This is a genomic window from Anaerococcus cruorum (genome assembly GCF_046365495.1).
Classification (GTDB): Bacteria; Bacillota; Clostridia; order Tissierellales; family Peptoniphilaceae; genus Anaerococcus; species Anaerococcus cruorum.
This window is the reverse complement of the sequence record NZ_JBGMEH010000008.1, coordinates 90,837-110,727: the sequence shown is the minus strand read 5'-3', so window position 1 is coordinate 110,727 and position 19,891 is coordinate 90,837. Positions and strand designations below refer to the sequence as shown.

The 19,891-nt window shown below is 32.4% G+C and carries 14 protein-coding genes, 1 tRNA gene and 1 pseudogene; 3 read left to right on the top strand and 13 right to left on the bottom strand.

All coding sequences use genetic code 11. The annotated features are described in order from the left end of the window. Positions 1-3: 3 nt before the first annotated feature. From ACCQ40_RS07780 to ACCQ40_RS07765, 4 genes are read right to left on the bottom strand one after another with little or no spacing between them, the layout of a single operon-like run. Positions 4-735, bottom strand: a complete 732-nt coding sequence (locus ACCQ40_RS07780; protein ID WP_410033281.1) for a hypothetical protein — start codon at positions 733-735, stop codon at positions 4-6. Between the two features lie 2 nt (positions 736-737). After that, the gene (locus ACCQ40_RS07775) at positions 738-1,436 is read right to left on the bottom strand and encodes an ABC transporter ATP-binding protein (protein ID WP_410033280.1); all 699 of its coding nucleotides are present in this window, start codon (positions 1,434-1,436) and stop codon (positions 738-740) included. Further along, complete coding sequence (locus ACCQ40_RS07770; protein ID WP_410033279.1) at positions 1,429-1,779, bottom strand: GntR family transcriptional regulator; 351 nt, start codon at positions 1,777-1,779, stop codon at positions 1,429-1,431. Before ACCQ40_RS07770 ends, ACCQ40_RS07775 begins: the two co-directional genes overlap by 8 nt. Next, positions 1,769-2,035, bottom strand: a complete 267-nt coding sequence (locus ACCQ40_RS07765; RefSeq protein ID WP_410033278.1) for a barstar family protein — start codon at positions 2,033-2,035, stop codon at positions 1,769-1,771. Before ACCQ40_RS07765 ends, ACCQ40_RS07770 begins: the two co-directional genes overlap by 11 nt. Positions 2,036-2,208: 173 nt before the next feature. On the opposite strand from ACCQ40_RS07765, the gene ACCQ40_RS07760 reads away from it, so the two are divergent. Then, positions 2,209-2,285, top strand: a tRNA-Pro gene (locus tag ACCQ40_RS07760). A gap of 1,313 nt (positions 2,286-3,598) precedes the next feature. Here the strand turns inward: ACCQ40_RS07760 and ACCQ40_RS07755 are convergent. The 5 genes and pseudogenes from ACCQ40_RS07755 to ACCQ40_RS07735 all read right to left on the bottom strand — a co-directional run bounded on the left by ACCQ40_RS07755 (position 3,599) and on the right by ACCQ40_RS07735 (position 11,209). Then, positions 3,599-6,025, bottom strand: a complete 2,427-nt coding sequence (locus ACCQ40_RS07755; protein WP_410033277.1) for a zinc ribbon domain-containing protein — start codon at positions 6,023-6,025, stop codon at positions 3,599-3,601. An 85-nt stretch (positions 6,026-6,110) separates the two neighbouring features. After that, on the bottom strand, positions 6,111-7,043 hold the full coding sequence (locus ACCQ40_RS07750; protein WP_394011140.1) for an ABC transporter permease: 933 nt from the start codon (positions 7,041-7,043) through the stop codon (positions 6,111-6,113). 241 nt (positions 7,044-7,284) lie between these two features. Further along, positions 7,285-8,397: pseudogene (locus ACCQ40_RS07745) on the bottom strand (ABC transporter permease); the annotation flags it as partial. Then, positions 8,394-9,917, bottom strand: coding sequence for an ABC transporter ATP-binding protein (locus ACCQ40_RS07740; RefSeq protein WP_410033276.1), 1,524 nt, complete (start codon positions 9,915-9,917; stop codon positions 8,394-8,396). The pseudogene ACCQ40_RS07745 and the gene ACCQ40_RS07740, both read right to left, overlap by 4 nt. Positions 9,918-10,027: 110 nt before the next feature. Then, complete coding sequence (locus ACCQ40_RS07735) at positions 10,028-11,209, bottom strand: BMP family lipoprotein (protein ID WP_410033275.1); 1,182 nt, start codon at positions 11,207-11,209, stop codon at positions 10,028-10,030. 290 nt (positions 11,210-11,499) lie between these two features. On the opposite strand from ACCQ40_RS07735, the gene ACCQ40_RS07730 reads away from it, so the two are divergent. After that, positions 11,500-12,219, top strand: a complete 720-nt coding sequence (locus ACCQ40_RS07730; RefSeq protein ID WP_410033274.1) for an MIP/aquaporin family protein — start codon at positions 11,500-11,502, stop codon at positions 12,217-12,219. Positions 12,220-12,347: 128 nt separating this feature from the next. Beyond that, positions 12,348-13,856, top strand: coding sequence for an NAD(P)/FAD-dependent oxidoreductase (locus ACCQ40_RS07725; protein WP_410033273.1), 1,509 nt, complete (start codon positions 12,348-12,350; stop codon positions 13,854-13,856). A 43-nt stretch (positions 13,857-13,899) separates the two neighbouring features. On the opposite strand, the gene ACCQ40_RS07720 is transcribed toward ACCQ40_RS07725, so the two are convergent. The 4 genes from ACCQ40_RS07720 to ACCQ40_RS07705 all read right to left on the bottom strand — a co-directional run bounded on the left by ACCQ40_RS07720 (position 13,900) and on the right by ACCQ40_RS07705 (position 19,889). Then, positions 13,900-17,490, bottom strand: coding sequence for a VaFE repeat-containing surface-anchored protein (locus ACCQ40_RS07720; RefSeq protein WP_410033272.1), 3,591 nt, complete (start codon positions 17,488-17,490; stop codon positions 13,900-13,902). A 246-nt stretch (positions 17,491-17,736) separates the two neighbouring features. After that, positions 17,737-18,144, bottom strand: coding sequence for a hypothetical protein (locus tag ACCQ40_RS07715; protein WP_410033271.1), 408 nt, complete (start codon positions 18,142-18,144; stop codon positions 17,737-17,739). Positions 18,145-18,276: 132 nt separating this feature from the next. After that, a complete protein-coding gene (locus ACCQ40_RS07710) occupies positions 18,277-18,633 on the bottom strand; it encodes a DUF1667 domain-containing protein (RefSeq protein ID WP_394011134.1) in 357 nt (118 codons plus the stop codon). Beyond that, on the bottom strand, positions 18,630-19,889 hold the full coding sequence (locus ACCQ40_RS07705) for an NAD(P)/FAD-dependent oxidoreductase (RefSeq protein WP_394011133.1): 1,260 nt from the start codon (positions 19,887-19,889) through the stop codon (positions 18,630-18,632). Before ACCQ40_RS07705 ends, ACCQ40_RS07710 begins: the two co-directional genes overlap by 4 nt. Positions 19,890-19,891: the final 2 nt, after the last annotated feature.

Here is a 19,891-nt window from a genome sequence, read left to right as displayed (position 1 = left end):
CTCCTATGATAAATCTATATTGTTTTGCATATTTTTCTTATTTACTAAAATAACTACTAACAAAATTATAAAATAATAAACCAATGGTGTTATATTTTTATAAAGGTCCATGGCTCCCACTGCAAATGGAAAAACAAAGGCATAATTCATAGGTCCTGCATGCTGGATAGCTCCATTTACTAAGACAAATGAAAAGTATTTACAGCTTATAAAACCTAGACCAAAAATGGCAAGGATTATTAAAAATCCGTAGACTTTATAAGATTTTTTTTGCCTAAATCTATTAATTTGCATAAAAAAGTAAACAAGATTTGCACAAATTAATAGCCACATTAGGCCTAAGACTAGGAAATATATAATATCTGATGTTATTTTATACCTTAAGGCCCATAAAAATATAAAAAGCAAAACCATATTTACTATATAAAATAAGGCTAGGTTTATTATTTTTGCCCCTATGCTTTTGTTTAAAGCATGAGGGAGGGAAAATCTTAATATTGTTCCCTTTTTAAAGTCCTTGCTAAGAAGTTTTACCATATAGATAAGATTAATTATTACAAAAAATAAAATAGATATAGTAAATATTCCATTGGCAAAAACTGGGTTGGTCAAGTAATTGGTACTCAAAAGTCCGTGGCCTAGAAAGCTTAGGCCTACTAAAATTATTTGTAGGATTAGTATATTTTTTATAAATCTACTATTCGCTTTTAAATCATATTTTACTAACTTATTCATAACTATCCTAAATAAATCTCATCATAATAATCTGCCAAATCCATGTCATGGCGTTCTCTAATATTTCTAGCATCACCAAAATCATGGATACTCCCCCTAGATAAGAAAATTGCTTCATCAAATAAGTTTTCAATATTTGCTATCTGGTGGGTTGAGATTATAAAAGTTTTTTCATCATTCATCTTATCAATTATTAAATCTATAATTTTTGTAGTTGATATAGGATCAAGACCATCAAGCGGTTCATCAAATATATAAAGCTCAGCATTACGCGCTAAATTTAAACAAAGTCCTAGCTTTTTATAATCTCCTTTGGAAAGACCTGCTATTTTTGCTTGTGGATTTAGATGAAAGTATTCCAAAGTTTTTTCAAATAAATCATAATTAAAATCAGCAAAAAAGTCCTTATACATAAACCCCGCTTCTTTTATAGATTGATAATCAAAAAGAAATTTCTCATCTGGCAAATAAGCAAGTTTGTTTTTATCAAATTTATTTATCTTTTCTCCTGCAAAGAGTATTTCTCCATTATCCGGGCGGATAAAACCAGCTAAAGCTTTTAGTAAAGTAGTTTTTCCAGAGGCATTTGGCCCCATCACTCCTGTTATCTTTCCTAGATTAATATTTATCGTAACATCATCTAGGGCAATGACATCCTTGTATTTTTTTGTAAAATTTTTAACTTCTATTGCCTTAGCCATTTGCCATATTCCTTTGCTCTAAAACTTCAATTGCCTGATTTAAACTTACATTTATATTATCTAAGTTTGCTAAAAAATCATTTATATACTCATGTAAAAATTCATCTTTTAGCCAAGCAATTTTTTCATCACTTGCAAAAACTATATAACTATCCCCATTTTTTCTGATGATGTCTTCTTTTTCTAAGTCTTTTAAAACATCATCTACGTATGAGGGATTTACTTTAAACTTACTTGTAAAAAACTTTTTTTCAAAAAGAGGATTGCCATATTTAAGCCTTCCTTTTATAAGTTCTGTTATAACAAAATCTCTCATTTGCCTTTGCTTATTTTTATATGCCATCGCAATACTCCAAACTTACTTTTGCACCGTAATCTTTAACTGCATCGATAAAAACAGTTACAAGTCTTTGTCCATATTCTCCTAAATTTATAAACATATACCTATAATTTATTATCCTTATATCATAATCTGTAGTAACCAAAAAATCATATAAGGCATCTAAATTTTCTACATAATAGTAAAATTCAATATTTTCATTTAATAATTTATAAAACTTTTCCTGGCTAGAAAAATCTTTTGCATCTAAAACAATCATACAATTCCCTTAAATATTAAAATATTTTACATTCTAATTTTCTTATGGTATTATTATAACAGACTTCTTACAAAAAGGTCTAAAATTAGCTTTGTAAAGATTATTTAAAAAACTTTTTACAAACCCTTGACATAATAAAAAAAAGAGTGTATACTTATATAGTAATCACTTAACGGGGTGTGGCGCAGCTTGGTAGCGCGCGTGTTTTGGGAACATGAGGTCGAAGGTTCGAATCCTTTCACCCCGACCAATTAATCTAGCGGTATGACCGCTTATTTTTTTGCTCTTTTTTATTTAATCATAAATACAATTGCCAGCTCACAGCTTTGAGAAGATGAGGCTCAAAGATTCCAACCCTTTCACCCCGACCAATTAATCTAGCGGTATGACCGCTTATTTTTTTGCTCTTTTTTATTAAATTAAAAATCCAATTGATAACTCTTGGCTTTGAGAAGATGAGGCTCAAAGATTCCAACCCTTTTACTCCATCCAATTATTTTAGCGGTATAACCGCTTATTTTTTTGCTCTTTATTATTTAATCATAAATACAATTGCCAGCTCACAGCTTTGAGAAGATGAGGCTCAAAGATTCCAACCCTTTCACCACGCCCAATTATTTTAGCGGTATAACCGCTTATTTTTTTGCTCTTTTTTAATATTTTAAAGGACTTTTTATTGTTATATTGGACTCTTGATTCCAACAAGAGATATATTAGTGTATAAGACTGTTTATTTCAATATTTAAGTTCTCTTATTGTCATTTCGACTGGAGCGAAGCGGAATGGAGAAATCTATCCTTGCTTTATGTGACTTTTGAACTTTAATTATTATTTTTATTAATCTTAATATTTAATATAATGATTACAATTAAGGACGTCTGAGTCTTATATAGATCTCTCCGTGCGCTACGTTTAGTCGAGATGACAATACAGTTGCATGCTCCGTTCTGGTCTAGCTTTCCTATTAAGTTCTTTTTTTTAACCTTATTTTTCATTCTTTTTATTTGAATGCAAACTAAAAATAATTTATAAGATTTCTTATTTAGATAATTAAGCCCCCATTGTCATTCCGACTGGAGCAAAGCGCAATAGAGAAATCTTTTTTTGTTTTATGTGACTTTTGAACTTTAATTATTATTTTTATTAATCTTAATATTTAATATAATAATTACAATTAAGGATGTCTGACTCTTATATAGATCTCTCCGTGCGCTACGCACGAAAACTCGCTTCTTTCGAAGCTCCTTCGTGCTATCGCACTACGTTTTCGGCATAAAAGCCCAAAATCAATGGGCTTTTATGTGGTCGAGATGACAATGCAGTGTTTTTCTTTGGATTAAGTTTGCTTTCTTTTATATTTTTATTGTATACAAAATAATATTAGTTTATAAGAATGCTTTATAAATAAATTTAAGCACCCTCATTGCCATTTCGACCGTAGCGAAGCGGAGTGGAGAAATCTTTTTTTGTTTTATGTGACTTTTAAAAATTGGTTTTTTTTGCTCAATTTTAATATTTTATAAAAAAATAAAGTCGACAAGTTTTACCTTATCGACTTTATCCTTAATAAGATTCCATTTTATTAAATGTTTGTCCTGCCATCTCACCTTGTTCTGCTACGTTTAATGCTCCATTTTCAAATTTCGCATTGATTGGTGTATCGACATTTACTCCCTCTATAGTAAGGGTCACATCTGATCCGTTTTCTTGCCATTTTCCTGTATGAACTCTTTGATCTAATTTATATCTTAAAGTCCCATCATCCTTTAATGACAACCTTGTTCCATTGCCTTGATATTCTCCGGAGACTCCATCAGATTTTGCAAAATATTTTGAAACATCTACTGATATAGAATCTTCAACGTTTAGTCCTGAAAGGGCATTATTTGCTCTTGTGATTACTTCTTCTAAGAAAGCAAAACCATAATATGGGATTTCATAATAGGTATAATCATCTTCTACAAAAAATTTATGGAAGATTTCGTTATCTGTCGTGATAGGTCCTTCTTGATAAAATTTACCATCACCTTCCTTATTATCTTTTACATTTTGATATTCTACAAAAGTGTAGTAGGTAAATTGATTTTTATAACGACTTTCATAATCTTCATTTGCTTTTACTTCATAGATGAGCATTACTCTATTTTTTAAATCCGCACTTGCATCTGAACCTGTGATAGCACCTAAGTAATTTATATCACTTATTTCTGTAAATGATCTACCACCAAATGTTTCTCTAATTAATTGGCCTGCATTGTATTTTAAAGTACCTAATAACTCTTCATTTAGATTATCAATTGTAGAAATATATCCACCTTCTAAATCTCCAGCAGCTGGTGTCTCTTCACTAGCTTCTTCGCTATCATTTGTTGCTTCTCCTGGAGCTGTGAAAGTTTTATCAGTTGGATCAAGCCTTACTCCATAGGAATTAAATAATTCTTCTTCATCGTAGTTTAGGCTAATGTTCACTTCTTCTCCACTAGATAATTGACTAGTTTTACTTGGGACTATTTCTATATTTTGTAAATATTCTGGAGCATCTTCTCTAAAGTTTGCTGAAAGAGTAATATTTGGACTTTCTCCCTCAAATTTTACATCCAGATATTCAAAAGCGTCTACATATTCTTGGGTGATTAGATTGTCTACAATTACTGATTTTATAGTATTTGTAAACATTACATTGTAATCATCCATTATTGAACTATCAGAAACATTCGCTACGACTGTGATTTCTTCACCATTTGAGAGGTTACTATCCTTACTAAATTGGAAGGTAGTGCTTTTTTCTAAATCTTCTACAAATTGGTTGGCTGGTGATGAATATTGGTCATCTTTCCTATCTTTATTTACATAGGCTATATCATTTCCATGATCTGCTAATAATTTTGATGTATTTAATATTGCGCTTGGACTAGCTGCTCCATCATCTCCGTTATAAGTTACATCTATATATTCGCTAAGATCTACTTCTACTTCTGGCGCCTTACGATTTTTTAAAAAATATACGCCAGCCAGAGCAAGAGCTATGATTAATAAAGGTAAAAGATAAATAGGTTTAAATTTGAAAGGTTCTTTTTCTTTTTTAATAGTATCTTCTTTTACTTCTTGGTTTTCTTTTATAAGATTATCATCATTATTGGCTGCTGGCTCATAGCTAGTAACTTCTGGTTTTTCTTCTGCTATTGGTCTATTAGCTGCATTGGTCCTGCCAGTAGTTTCATAAAAATCGTTCACTGGCTTATTATTAGCTAGTTTAGGTACGCCACCATTTATTTGCCTAGCAATCCTTGCTTCTACAAATTCATTTGGTATGTCATCATAAGAAACTTTCTGATTTTTAGGCTCACTAGCTTTCTCATTTTCTACATTTGTATAACCATGTGCTTTTGCTAAGTTTTGAGCAATGCGCTTTTGAGCAGAAAGATTACTCTCATTTTCTAATTGCTTTGGGTTAATATTTTCATCAGAAGTCTTTGGATCTTTTTCATTTCTACTATTTAAAACTTTGTTTTGAACATAATCAGTAGGATTATCGTTTCTCAAACCAGGATTTCTAAGTTCTTTTCTCTTCCTATCATCTACAGGGTTATATCCATAATAAGATGGTGGGATATCACTAGTATAAGCTTTTTGAGGCTCAATTTTTTGATTTAGATGACTATAATTATTGTCATTATCAAAAATTTCTTCAGCAATATCCTCACCTTTGTGATTGATATCTTTATCCTTTGGATTTTTTTTGTTTGTAAAAGAACTTACAAACCTCATTAACCTACTATTTTTATTTGTAGGATGATCAGATTTTTTATTATCTTCTATTAAATTTTCACTCTGTTTAATCGATTCATAAGTAGATTTTTCTACACTCGGTTTATCCACATTTGTGGTCTTATTAAAATTATTATTTCCATCTGATTTTAGTTTATGGCCACATACAGGACAAAATCTTGCACTGTCATCTACTTTTGCACCGCAATTAGTACAATTCATACTTGCTCCTTTTAAAGCTATATATTATAATATACAACTTTTAGACAAAAATATAAACCCTATTAAGGGCTTATATCTTCATTATTTATATATTATCTATAGTTAAATAAGGTTTACCGGATGCCTTTGGCGCCTTTGACCTTCTTTGGAATATTATTAGGATTAATAATGTAGCTACATATGGAATCATAGATATAAATTCTATTGGTATATTTACCGTTGATCCTCCAAGGTAGGTTGCTATTGATTGGGCAAGACCAAAGAATAGTGATCCTATAAGTACACCTTGTGGTTTCCAGTTACCAAATATTACAGTTACAAGGGCAATATAACCTTGACCTGCTATAAGTGATTGGGAGAAGCTACTTACTACTGCAAGAGACATACTTGCTCCTCCAAGGCCTGCCATAAATCCAGAAAAGATTACAGACCAGTAGCGCACTTTTTTAACTGATATATTTAAAGTTTCGGCAGCTTTTGGGTGCTCTCCTACTGCAATAACTCTAAGTCCCCATTTAGTTTTATAAAGAAAAAGATAAAGAAGAGCTACCATTATTAGGGCAATATAGACTGTTGCATATTGACCAAAAATATTTAGGATAGCTTGGTTACTAGTTCCTCTAAATAATCTTGGAATTTTATTTTCTAAAGGTATAGATGGAGTTTGGCTAGCTCCATCAAAAAATAATCTTGCTAAAAATAAAGATAAACCAGGTCCTAGAGTATTTAAGGCAATACCAGATATAGTTTGGTCCCCACCTAATGAAATTGAAACAAAGGCATGGATTAGACCAAAAAAAGCTCCAGCAAGTCCCCCAGCCAAAAATGCTAGCCAAGGATTTCCTAGCTTGTATCCAACAGTTGCTCCAACTAAGGCTCCTATGGTCATCATTCCTTCAAGACCGATATTTACAACACCAGATTTTTCACTAATCATACCTCCAAGACCTGCAAAAAGTACTGGGGCAGCATTTGAAAAAGTATTTCCGATTATTAAAGCGAGCATTACTAAATTCATCTTACTCCTCCTCACTTTCTACAGTTCTTACAATAATATCTTCCCCAGTTTCATTTATTATATTTGGTGGAAGGTCATTTTTTACATGACTTTTATTCGCAATATTTTCTATACTTTTATCTTGGTCAATAGTTTTTCCATCAATATTGACTTCTTCCTTTTTGACTACTTTCTTATCTTTAGTTTCTAAAGGTGTTTCTTCACTTACCAATACTGGAGATTGTTCTTGTTGGGCTAATTTTTTAGCAGTTTTTCTATTTTTACTTTTTGCACGAATAATTCTAAATACTAGAGGTACAGCTGTAAATAGGATGATAGTTCCTATAATAATGTTTATAATTTCTGTTGGAACACCCATTACTCTTTGTATATTGCTTCCTGCATATTTTAAAGATCCAAAAAACAAACCTGAGAATATTACTCCTATTGGATTATTTCCAGCTAAAAGTGAAACAGCAAGTCCATCAAAACCATAGTTATCCATAGCAGATACTATTGAAAGTGCATAGGTAAAACCTAGTATTTGTGTAACCCCAGCCAGGGCACAAATTGCTCCAGAAATTGCCATTGATTGGACAATTTTTTTACCAGAATCAATACCACCGTATTCACTGGCCTCACGGTTTAGACCTACTGCCTTTAACTCATAACCTAAAACAGTTTTTTTTAAAATATACCAAACTACAATTACTGCAATAATCGCAAGGACTGTTCCATAATGGATAGGTGCTTTAAAAAACTTTTTGAAAAATGGTCCAAAAGTTTTTACTGTTGCCTTATCAAATATATTTATCTTAGCACTATCTAATACATCAAAAGAAGCCATAGAGTTTGGCTGCTGGTTGGCATAGCCTATAAAGTTTTGAAAGTAAAATGCTATCCAGTTTAACATGATAGTTGAAATTACTTCATGGATACCAAAACGTGCTTTAATAAATCCTGCCAAGGCTCCATATAAGGCTCCTGCTAGCATTCCTAAAATAATTGCAACAATTGGATGGATAATTGGTGGAAGTGGCAATTTATAACCAACTAAAAATCCAACAATAGTACCAATTATAAATTGGCCTTCAGCTCCCATATTAAATAGTCCGGTTTGAAAAGCAAAGCAAACACCAAGACCTGTTAAAATAATTGGAGTTGAGGTAACAATTGCCCATCCTATATTTCTAGGAGTTTTAAATACACCTTGGAAAAGAGCTTGGTAACCTTCTATCGGATCATAACCTGATATTAAAAGAACAATTGCACCTACTAAAAACCCTAATAAAATGGAAATTATGGTAAATAATAGCTTGGAATTGCCACGTGCAAGTTTTCTTTTAGCTTGTACTTGATTTGTATTTTCTGTCATTTTGCACCTGCCATTAGTCTTCCTAGTTCAAATTCATCAGTTTTCTTAGGATCTTTTTCACCAACTATTTGCCCATCATAGATTACAAGAATTCTATCTGATAAATCCATTACCTCATCTAGCTCAAAGCTGATTAATAAAACAGCCTTATTTTGGTTTCTAAGTTCTACTAAATATTGGTGGATAAATTCTATAGCACCTACATCTAGCCCCCTTGTTGGTTGAGCTGCAATTAAAACATCTGGATTATTTGATATTTCTCTTGCAATGATTACCTTTTGCTGGTTACCACCAGATAGGGCAACTGCCTTTTCATTGATATCATTTGGTCTAACATCAAATTTTTCTACTAGTGTTCTAGCATTTTCTTCAATGTTTTTAAAGTTTAACTTACCTCTTGTAGAAAAAGGCTCTTTTTGCACATTTTCTAAAATTAGATTATCTTTTATAGGATATTCTAAAACAAGACCTCTTTTTTGCCTATCTTCTGGGATAGAATTCATACCAGTATCTAGGATATTTCTTGGGGATGTGTTAGTAATATCTTTGCCATTTAGAGTAATTGTTCCTCTATTTGACTTTGCCATACCAGTTAAACAATCAATCAATTCTGTTTGACCATTACCATCTACACCAGCAATTCCCAAAATTTCTCCAGCTCGTAGTTCTAAATCAAGCCCTTTCAAGATATCTACACCACGGCGATCTTTGGCCCAAAGGTCTTCTACTTTCAGAACAACTCCACCTGTTTGCTGAATCTTTTTATCTACATTAAAGCTAACATTACGACCTACCATTTTTTCAGCTAATATATTTTCATCAACTTCTTTTACTTTTAGTTTATCAATATATTCTCCACGTCTAATAATTGTACAGTGATCAGCCATAGCTTTGATTTCAGCAAGCTTATGGGTGATAATTATTATGGACTTATCCATGGTTGTAAGTTTATTTATAATTTCAATAAATTCGTTAATTTCTTGGGGAGTTAAAACTGCAGTTGGCTCATCAAATATTAATATATCTGCTCCCCTATAAAGAGCCTTTAAAATTTCTACTCTTTGTTGTTGACCAACTGTAATATCTTCTACTCTTGCATCTGGATCTATCATTAGTCTATATTCTTTAGATAAATTTTCAATTTTCTCTCTAGCTGTCTTCCTATCTAAAAATAGGCCAGTATCTTCTTCATAACCTAGAATTATATTTTCTGTAACTGTAAGAGGCTCTATTAACATAAAATGTTGGTGAACCATCCCAATACCTGCATCTATGGCCATTTTTGGAGTCATACTTGTATATGTTTTACCATTGATAGTTATAGTTCCATCGCTTGGTGGAAACATCCCATACAAAATATTCATAAGTGTTGTCTTACCAGCACCATTTTCTCCAAGCAAAGCATGCACTTCGGATTTATGTAGGTCAAAATCTACATTTGATAATACTTTTTTATCTCCGAAAGACTTGCTAATATTTCTCATAGATACTACAGGATTTTCATTAAAATGTTTATCCATAATATCCTCGCTTTTTTAGTGTATATACATAATAATATCATAAATCTAAGTTTTGTAGTAGGATTTTTCGCAAATAAAAAGACCCCAAAATGAGGTCTTAAATTTTAAAATTATTTTTCAATCCATTCTTGTTCGATAGCTTGTTCTTCGTTTTCTGGAACTTCAATTTTGCCATCGATGATGTCTTGTTTAATTTCTTCTACTTTATCTTTAATTACTTGGCCAACAATACCATTATCTGCATATGCAATTGTTACTGCATCACCATCAGCTAAAGTAAATGTTTGTTCTCCACCTTCAAAGTTTCCTTGAGCGTATTCGTCAATAATTTGTCTTACTGCATCGCCTACACCTTTTACAGTTGAAACTAGCATGTTATCTGGAGCTTCATCTTGTTGGTCACGGTCTACACCGATAACCCATTTGTCATTTTCTTTTGCTGCTTCGATAACACCGATTCCTACACCGCCTGCTGCGTGGAAGATTACATCTGCACCTTCTTGGTACATTCTATCAGCAATATTTTTTCCTGCTGCTTGATCATCAAAGCTATTTGCGTATTGAACTTGAACTGTGATTGGTTCACCTTTTTCACGTGCTGCTTGTTCAACACCTGCTCTAAAACCGTATTCAAATCTATCTACGATTACACCTTTGATACCACCAACAAATCCTACGTTATTTGTTTCAGATTGCATACCTGCAATGTATCCTACTAAGAATGAGTTTTGGTGGTCAGCAAATGTAACACCTAATAAATTTTCTCTATCATTTTCGTTTGCATTGTCAATGATAACATAGTTTTGTTCTGGGTTTTCTTCTGCAGCTTCATCTGTAGCTGGGAATAGTGCATATCCTACTGTAAGAATTAAGTCTGATTCTGAATCAAGAGCTGATTCTAAGTTTGGCACAAAGTCTGCTTCTTTGTGGCTTTCGATATAATCGAATGTAGCTGCTCCATCTTCTTCAGCTTTTTGTAATCCTTCATAAGCTGATTGGTTAAATGATTTATCATTTACTCCACCAAAGTCTGTTACCATTGTTAGGCTAACTTCTTCACCTGTTGGATTAGCTGCTGTTTCTTCTTCATCTTTTTCTTCTTCTGGAGCATCAGCTGTATTTTCTTCTGTTTCTTCTGCTTTATCAGCTGTCTCATCCACTGTTTCTTCTACTTTTGTTTCACTATCAGTAGCTGTTTCCTTATTAGCATCATCTGTATTTGCCCCACATGAAGCTAGAACTAAAGATAATGAAAGAGCTGCCGCAACTGACATAAAGTTTTTAATTTTCATCTCTTCCTCCCAAAAAATATTACTTTATGCCTTAATTTTAATACATATAGCCTATTTTGTCTATAAATAACAAATTTTTAACTTATTTCTTTATATAATTTAAAAGTTATAAGTTTAATTTATCATTTATATTTGATTGAATAAATTTTAAAAGAAATGTTTGCAAAAGTCATTGCAAATAAATAACAAAGATGCTATACTTATCTGAGAAAAGGTTTACCTATTTAACAAAATTAAATAGTAATATAGTTTTGCTACTGACTTTTTCTTTTTAAAATCAGGAGGTTATTATGAGAGATATTTTTGTGGCAGAATTAGTAGGAACTTTCTTGCTAATTTTATTGGGTGATGGTGTGGTAGCCAATGTTTTGACCCGTAAATCTGGGATGTACGGAGGGGGACCAGTACAAATCACTATTGCTTGGGGTCTTGCAGTTATGATTCCTGCAGCCATTTTTGGAGCTATGAGTGGCGCCCACTTTAATCCAGCTTTAACTATTGCACTTGCTTATAAGGGTGATATTGGTTGGAACACCGTTCCTTATTACATCGGAGCACAAATACTTGGTGCTATGCTTGGAGCACTTTTAGTTTACCTACTATTTAAAGATCATTTTGATGATACATGTGATGAAGATCCTGCAATAGTTAAAGGATGTTTTTGTACAGCTCCATCCATTAGAAATACTTGGAGAAATTTATTATCTGAAATCGTCGGTACTTTTGTTTTAGTTTTTGCTATTTTAGGTTTTGGAAATGTTGATGGTGCTGGCACTGTTGGTTTGGATAAAATTTTTGTGTATGGTCTAATCGTTTCAATTGGTATGTCTCTAGGGGGACTTACAGGTTATGCTATAAATCCTGCCCGTGACCTAGGGCCTAGAATTATGTATCAAATATTGCCATTTAGGAAAAAAGTTGATGCTATGTGGGACTATGCATGGATACCAATTGTTGGACCTATTATAGGTGGTCTATTGGCAGTAGTTTTATACAATATCGTATTTTAAATTTTATTGAAAATTTTATCATTTGTAATATAATAATTATATAAATAATAAATAACAAATGAGTAAGAGCAAGTATAACTTTATACTTGCTCTTTGTCTTTTTATACAAAGATAGAAAGAAGGAAAGTATGTATGATGTTTTAGTAATAGGTGCGGGAGTTTCTGGCGCATCCATCGCCCGTCGCCTATCCAGATATAAACTTGATATAGCCATCGTAGAAAAAGCAAATGATGTCAGTATGGGAGCTAGTAAAGCAAACTCTGCTATCATCCACGGAGGTTATGCAGAGCCCCATGATGAACTGCGCGGCAGGATTTGCTATCCAGGCCGTACCCAGTTTGAGGAATTAGAAGATGAATTACATTTTGGTTTTGTAGCTAATGGCTCCTTAGTCTTAGCCTTTGAAGAAGATGAAATAAAGACTTTGGAAAAGCTTTATGACATGGGTATAGAAAACGGTCTGCCAGATATGGAAATAATTGATCAAGAAAAGTTACGCGAAATTGAGCCAAATGTTTCAGATGATGCTATAGCAGCCCTATGGTGTAAGGGAGCTGGAGTTTGCTCACCTTATGAATATGTAGTAGCTCTTACAGAAAATGCCGTTGCCAATGGTGCAGATTTATTTTTAAACTCCAGAGTTTGTGATATAGCAAAAGATAATGACCACTTTGTAGTAAAAACAGAAGATGGCAAAGAGTTAGAAGCAAAATATGTAGTAAATGCCTCAGGCCTAGAAGGAGCCATAGTTTCAGAAATGATAGCTGAAACAGATTTTGATATCCACCCTAGAAGCGGAGAATATTTAATTTTCCAAAAAGGAACAGGCAAAAGATTAAACAATGTACTTTTCCAAGTACCAACAGAAAAATCCAAAGGCATTCTTGCAACAAGGACCTACCACAACAACTTGCTTTTAGGACCAGATGCCATAGATGAAGATGAAATCGATCTATCAACCCACGAAGATAGGCTTATATATATCTACGAAGAAGCTCAAAAATCTGTAAAAGATGATGTAATAAACCTAAGAGAATTTATCAGATCATTTACTGGATTGCGTCCAGCAAGCTCTACCCACGATTTTATCATCGAAGAATCAAATGTAGCTGGCTTTATAAATGTAGTAGGTATCCAATCACCAGGAATCACCGCAAGCCCAGAGATAGCAAAAATTGTAGAAAGCATCCTAAAAGAATCCGGATTAAATCTAGAAGAAGACCCAGACTATAACCCAAACAGAGAGCCAATCATTGAGTACAAAGAACTAGAAGATATGAATAAAATCAAAGACCGCCTAGACCTACCACTTGGCGATCCAGATAGGATTGTTTGTAGGTGTGAACAAGTCAGTGAAAAAACAATCAGAGATGCCATGAACCGCGGCATACCAGTAGAAACTCTAGATGCAATAAAACGTAGGACCAGAGCAGGCATGGGCTTTTGTCAAGGACAATTTTGTAAACCAAGAGTCCTAGAAGTAATGGAAGATGAACTAGGCAAAAAGCCTCTAGATGATATGTACGATACAGAAAGAAACGGTTTATCAAGACTAAATAAACAAAGAGTTAATGAACTAATAAAAGAAATGAAAGAAACTTCTAAAGAAGAGATAGAAGAAAAGGAAGAAGAATAAATAAAAAAGTCCCTTGCTTAGTGCAAGGGATTTTTTTGTTTAATTAATTTCTTTTTTTAGTTTTAAATAGGCCAGCAATAGAAGTAGCTAATATAGCAAATACAGAATTTAATCCTGTAATACCAGTTTTTGGATTAGACTTAACTGTAGATGACATAGCTATAGAAGTCTTATTTTTAAACGCTCTACTAGGGACAATAATTTTTTCTGGATTATTATCAGTTTCGGAATCTGTACTTTCTTGTGCAGGTATTAAATCTACTAATGGTATACTTTCTTTAGTTGTTGTTGTTTTTTCTGCAGGAATTAGAGGAGTGAGTGGGATTTCATTTATTTTTTCTGCAGGTACTAAATCAATCCATCCAATAACTTCTTTTGCTGGGGTTAATTCAATCCATGGAATTATTTCTTTTGCTGGGGTTAATTCAACCCATGGAATTATTTCCTTAGCAGGTATTAATTCCTCCCAAGGAATGTAACTTTCTTCTACGACAATTGGATGGTTAGGTTGAGGTTGTGGCTGATTTTTTTTCCTAACTTTAAAAGTTTGTCCAGCATTATTGATATCCTCTTCTACTGCAACCAGTTTTCCATTTTCATAAACTTCATAAAAAATAACGAACTCATCACCATCTTCGTAATGGCTACTATCAAATACGTATTTTAAGGTAACTTCTCCGTTACGTACATCTTGTTGTGTTATCTTGTGAGAAATGGGTTCAAACTCTTTTATAACTTTACCTGTTTGTTTATCTACAATATAACCCTTAAATTCATAGTTAGACCCTACATTAAATTTATCATAGCTAACCTTATCATATATCTCAGAAGATTTTCCAATGTATATCTCTTTATCGCTATCAGCTTTATCAAAAGTATCTGTCACAAAAATCATTTTTTCGTTAACAACTTTGTATAGTTTAACTTTAGATTTTTCAAGTTCATCTATTTCTTTTTGATATGGGTCTTTAAATAAAAAGTTTGATATTTCATCATGGTATTTGGTATAAAGTCCAAAAACTATGTCAGATGTTTGACCATTCTCAGGGCTACCATAATAATCACCCCACCAAATAGCATCATCATCTAATGCATTAGAATATCCAATAGTGGAAGAATCCTCTTCCAATAACTTGTGAAGGTATTTCTTGATGTATTGCTTATATTGATCTTCATTCATACCTGTATAATTTTCTATAGGCTCTTCCAAAGCTTTGTTTACTCTGTCATTTAGTGTATCAAAATATTTATAAGTTCCCTCAAATCTTCCATATTCGTTAACCAAGTTGTCATAATTGCTTTCAAAATCACTTCTGATAAAGTCAATAGCTTGTAAAAATATTGTCTTATCAGGTTGTTCAACTATTCTGTTAGTTTCATTTACCGCTAAATCTGTAGTAGTTTTAACTCCTTCTTTTACAAAATCACTAAAATTGTTTGCAATATTTAATAAATAATCATTTGATAAGCCTTCTAATGTATCTTTTCTAATAAATTTGCTAAGCTGATCTTGAGTGATATCAGATTTGCCTAACTCTTGACGTAAATCAGAGTCTTCATAATTATCACGATTATCATCAGGTCGATTAAGCATGTTTAGCATAATTGATTTATAGTCAGGTGAGAAGTTTTGATACTCTTCTAGAGGTATTACCAATGATATAGTCTTATTTTCGCCTTCATAAAGACCCTTTAAATTATCGATGTTTTTAGGAACCTGATTTTGATATTCTTGCCAGCTACCACTTACTTCGTCATAAACATATTGCTGCGGATAATATACTATAAACTCTATAACTTCGTTATTATCCTCTGAATCAGTTGTAGTTAGTTGGAAGACACCGTAAGTATCCTTTTCATCACTTAAGTAATTTTGAAAATCAGGATAAGTATAGTCTATGAATTCAGAGTATGGAGCATAAGTAACATCATCATAATAATTTTCGCTAGGTTCCTTTTTAAGATCTATTTCTTCAATTTCTTTACCTAGGGCTCCCTGATACATCTTTAATCTATCTTTGGAAACATTTTGCTCATAGATTGTACTAAGCCATTTGTTTTCAAACTCATAAACATTAATAGGCATCATGCCCTCTTTTACTACATCTAGGTTCAGTAAATTGTACAAATCTCTAAGTCTTTTAACTTGATTTTGTTTTTCTTTTAATTTATCTATCTGTTTGTCAATATTTTCAATTTCTTCAGTATTAGCTATATTTAAAGGATTACCTTCTGCATCCGTAAAGGTTCTTATTTGATAGTCTTTACCTTCTGGTGTTTCTAATTTATATTTAAAGCTTTCAAGATTATGATTTAAATTTGATTCGCTCCTAAGCTCATTTATAGTAAATGTATCATTTTCTTTTAAATCATTAAATTCAATAGGATTATTTGGAATAAATCCTGCATAATATAAAAGATCAGAGCTATCTATAAATTTATCATTGTGATTTAATTTATTGCTATCTATCTCTTCTGTGTTTTTAAACACATATTTTCCATTCTCATCAGTTGCTATTATGTGTTTTTCACCAGTCCTATCGTTAATTACTTCGTAGATAGTATTTAGCCTTTTTCCATCATCACTAAATTTGATAAATCCACTGTCTAAAATTTCTTTTTGTTTAATAATTGGAAAAGCCATAAAATGTCTAGAGTTATTAATAACACTAGCACTTTCACCATTTTCTTTGCTTTCTTTTGTTATTATTTCTTGTTCACTATATACATTTGCTTTTCCAGCACTTGTTAGTTTTCTAAGTTCATTATTAAAAGCTGCTAGGCTTTCATCTTTGATTTTATATTCGAAAGTATATTCAATAGGATAAGTTTTACCAGCAATAGTATCTGCATGTAATAGACCTAAGTCACTTTCTGATTTTAAATTTAATTCATTTCTAGAAGCGTCTATTTCGGCACTTTCTCCAATTATTGGATTTGATTTTGTAGATGCTGAACCGTCCTCATTTAAAGGAATGTTATAAACTCTATTATTATTTTCAGGTTCCATATCACCATTATATATAGATCTATATGCTTTTACGTTATTGTATAGATAAGGAACTAATTCTTTTGGCACATAATCTGTTAAATATATAGTAGAATTTTCAAATGAAGGGTCTGACAAATCTTTATTAGGTGTTAACGCATGAACAGTTTTAAAGGAATTATTTCCCTTATCATAAATCACTCTTCCAACAACTGGATTGCTTTCATTTACCCATTCATTTTTATCAGTGATTGGCTTAGAGGTATCAAAACCACTATCATCAAATGTTGTGGTTGCTTTTGAATATGGATCATACTTTGATTCTTTATTAATCCATACCATCTCCATTAAAGTATTTTTGTAATTATCTGCCATGTCTTCTTTTAATTTTATTTTAACAGGATATGCGTATTCGGTATTTCCTTCAATATTTCCAAGATTATCAATATTAAATTGCCAATTTGCTTTATTTGCTTCTTCGGCTGTAAATTCGTGCTCTTGACCATTATTGCCGGTAATTACTATCTTCTCAATTTTTGACGCAAAATCAGGATTTCTGAATGTAAGATTTATAGTACCCGCATCAGGGTCGTTGTTACTCTTTTTCCAATTACCCGGTTTTCTTGATGCATATACTTCAGTCACTAAATTTAATTCTTTATTTTCAGAATCGTAGCTTTTATATTGGATATTACCGTATTTTAACCCTTCATTTGGATCGTCATAAACTTTTTCTCTTTTTTGAATATCTGTATAATCTTTTAAATCTGTATTTATATTTTCTGATGGAGTTGTAGAATTATCTGTATTTGCTGCTGGACTTAATGCAAATACACTTATATTTTTAGTTTTTAAATTGTTTGTTGAATCTGCGTTAGCATCAGACTGTGCTTAGCTGGTATCAGAAAGATTTTCATCACTTTCATTTTTATTATCAATTACTGAATTTAAATACTCTATATTTTTATCAGCTTCATTTTGAGTATCTAAAGACTTCTCATCACTTGGTAAAATACTATTTTCATTTTCATGTAACTGATTATTTGTGTCTACTAAATCTTCTTTTAATTCTGTATTATCAATTGCAAATGCAGGCTCTTGATCAGTTGTTTGTTCTGAGGCACCATTTGAGCTTTCAGAAGTTACTTTGCTTTCATCTACTTGAGTTGTATCTGATGTTACGACTTCGTTACTTAAAATAAGTGTATCATCGGCATGAGCATTATTTGGAGTTAAGACTAATCCTAAACCCAATGCTAGTGGTACTGTGTAGCATTTTAAATTATTATTTTTTTTCATTTGAAATCCTTATTAATTTACTTTCTCTTTTTTTATTATAGACTCTTTTTTTTAAAATTCAACGTTAATTTATATATTCACTGAATAAAATAAAATATAAAAAAAGACCAAGCTTTATAACTTGGTCATCTCTTATGCCCTCTCATCAGTGGCAATTATATTTACTCCTGTATCTAGAACATTTGCTATAACTACATCTCCTATATGAACTGGAGCTTTTATTTCTGCCTTGTTTATTTCTTTCATGCAGTCAAATATAAGGCCTTTTGGGATAGCAGTTTCTGTTTTTACTGGGACGCTGTAGGCTTTTGAATCTGTTACTTTTACTGTTGAAGTTACCATTCTTTTTGGATTTTTCACTTCATCTCTTACGTAGTTTTGACCACGTTTGCAGTTATTGCCTTCTATATTTGTTATCTCTTCCCCATCCATGGTTACTACTACTTGGCAACCCATGGGGCAGTTTATGCAGGTAAATTGTTTTTTCATATTTCCTCCAATTTTACTGTGATTTGTTTGGTATCTGGATCTATATCTTCTTTTTTAAGTCTTAGTAGTTCCATTTCTCCTGGCGCTAGGACTTTTTTCTTTCTTTCTACTATACACTTATCATCTGCATAGATAGCAAGTTTTCTGGATGGATATACGTTATTTACCCTAAATTTAACTATGATTGAATCATCCATATTTTCATAGTCAATGTATTGGGGCATGGTGTAAGATACGCCATCTCCTGCTGTTATATCTATTTTATTTTCTCCAGTCGTGCTAAAGTCGCCTTTGATATATTTTGCTGCGTTTACTGCTGCTTGTTCGCTTTCTTCTGATACAAAGTCTACTAAATCATGAACATGAAGAACATTTCCTGCGGCAAATACTCCATCAATGCTTGTCATAAGCTTATCTGAAACATAGGCACCCTTTGTTTTTCTATCTAGTTTGATGTTTGCCTCTTGGCTTAGTTCATTTTCTGGTAGGAGGCCTACGGATAGTAAAACTGTATCGCATTCTACAAATTTTTCTGTGCCTTCGATTACTTTCATATGTTCATCCACTTTTGATAGGTAAACTCCTTCTACCCTATCTGTTCCTTTTATACCGGAAATAGTTGTTGAGTAGTAAAGTGGGATGTCATAATCGTGGAGGCATTGGACTATATTTCTTTTTAATCCTCCTGAAAATGGCATTATTTCTGCAACACATTCTACTTTTGCTCCCTCAAGGGTCATACGACGGGCCATTATTAAACCTATATCACCTGATCCAAGGATGACAACTTTTTTACCTGGCAAATATCCATCTATATTTACAAGTTTTTGGGCTGTTCCTGCACTATAAACTCCTGCTGGTCTGCTACCTGGTGTATTTAGCGCTCCTCTTGGTCTTTCGCGGCAACCCATAGCTAGGATAACTGCTTTTGGTTTTATTTCAAACATGCCGTTTTCTTCATTCATAAGTAAAACTGTTTTATCTTCGCGTAGTTCTAAGACAATTGTATTCATCATTATGTCGATATCACGAGCCCTAGCTTCTTTTATAAATCTTTGGGCATATTCTGGGCCAGCTAATTCTTCTTTAAATCTTTGAAGGCCAAAACCATTATGGATACATTGGTTTAAAATCCCACCTAGTTTATCATCACGTTCTACAACTAGGATATTTTCTACTCCCTCATCATAGGCTTTTACTGCTGCGGAAAGTCCTGCAGGGCCTCCCCCTATTATTACTAAATCATAATCGCGCATTT